Source organism: Micromonospora sp. M42, assembly GCF_000568915.1.
In the GTDB taxonomy this organism is placed as follows: Bacteria; Actinomycetota; Actinomycetes; order Mycobacteriales; family Micromonosporaceae; genus Micromonospora; species Micromonospora chalcea.
This window is the reverse complement of sequence record NZ_KK037233.1, coordinates 2,249,469-2,251,079: the sequence shown is the minus strand read 5'-3', so window position 1 is coordinate 2,251,079 and position 1,611 is coordinate 2,249,469. Positions and strand designations below refer to the sequence as shown.

Sequence of the window (1,611 nt, the reverse complement as noted above, 5' to 3'; positions counted from 1 at the left end):
GCGGCAGCGGCCGCAGCAGGGGGACCCGCCGCCGGCCGTCCGGGCCGAGGTGCGACTCGGCGTACCCGTCGGTGGCCGCCACCTCGCGCACCACCCGGTCCACCAGGTCGTCGGCCGGGGCCGCCTCGACCAGCGTCACGTGCAGACCCGAGCCCTCCAGCCGGGCGGTACGGGCCAGCCCGGCGACGCCCCGGCCGTGCTGGACGACCACCAGGCGGCTGCCCGGAGGCTGGGCCACCGCCGCCTGGACGGCGCGCAACGCGAGGTCCAGGTCCACCTCCTCGCCCGGGCAGAGCAGCACGCCGCCGCCGACGCCCGCACCGGCGAGCGCGTCGCGCAGCGCCTCCGCGTACGGGTGCCCGGCCGGCGCGTACCACTGCCAGGCACCCGGGCCGCCGGGGCCGGCGCCGGCCGGCTCCACCGGTTCCTCGACCAGCTCGACTGTGAAACCGCGCACCCACGGGGCGACGCCGTCCACCCGCCGGTCGGCGGGCGGGGCGGCCGGGTCCAGTTCCCGCAGCGCGTCGGCGATCTCCCGCAGCGTGGCGGTGGCGAAGTTCGTCGGCGCCTGCACCGCGGGCAGGCCCAGTTCCCGGGCGGCCTCGTTCACCAGCTGACCCACGGCGATCGAGCTGAGGTGCAGACCGTCGAGGAGCCGGGTGTCCGCGCCGACGCTCTCGGGCGGCAGCTCCGCGCGGGACGCGGCCAGCCGGCGCAGCACCGCCAGCGGGTCGGCCGCCGGTCCGCCTCCGGCCGGGGCCGTCTCGTCGACGGTCACCGGCCCGCCCGCGGCCTGCGGGGTGGCCCCGGTCGGGGACGCCGCCGCCACGGCCACGGCGGGCGCGGCCTCGCACGGGTTGGCGAAGAAGCGCCGCCGCGCGGCCAGGTCGAGCGGACGGATCGGACGGTCGCTGACCAGCGCGGCGTGGTCCACGGGCGCGCCCAGCGTCCAGAGCGCGCCGACAGTGCCGAGGAACCCGGCGAGCGTCGGCGCGTCCGTGCCGGTGGCGAACACCGGCACGTCGACCAGGTCCCGGGCCATCCGGGCGAGCACCTGGCCGGGACCGACCTCGACCAGCGCGTCCACCCGCCGGCCGGCCTCGGTGACCGCCGCGGCGAAGCGCACCGGCTCGGTGATCTGCCGGCGCAGCAGCGCCGCCAGGTCGGTGCCGGAGGTCAGCTCCGCGCCGGTGACGGTGGAGACCACCGGCCGGCGCGGCGGGGCCAGGCGGACCCCTTCCAGCCAGTCGCCGAACTCGCGGGCGGCCGACGCCATCAGCGGGGAGTGGAACGCGTGCGAGACGGCCAGGTCCGCCCAGTGCACACCGGCGTCGGTGGCCCGCTCGCACACCCGCCGGACCGCGTCGGACGGGCCGGCGACCACCGTCTGCCGCGGCCCGTTGTAGCCGGCCACCACCACCGGTTCGGCGCCGATCAGCCGGGTGGTGGCGGTGTCGTCGGCGGCGATGCCGGCCATCGTGCCCGGTTCCCGGCAGCCGGCCATGACCGCGCCGCGCGCCGCGGCGATCCGCAGCAGCGCCTCCGCGTCGACGGTGCCGGCCCAGTGCAGCGCGGTGATCTCGCCGAGGCTGTGCCCGACCGCCACCCGCG

The 1,611-nt window shown here is 79.1% G+C and carries 1 protein-coding gene; it reads right to left on the bottom strand.

Annotated features, from left to right (window positions below; all coding sequences use genetic code 11):
• Positions 1-1,611: acyltransferase domain-containing protein (locus MCBG_RS10140; protein ID WP_157560820.1), on the bottom strand; the 1,611-nt coding region annotated here is incomplete at both ends.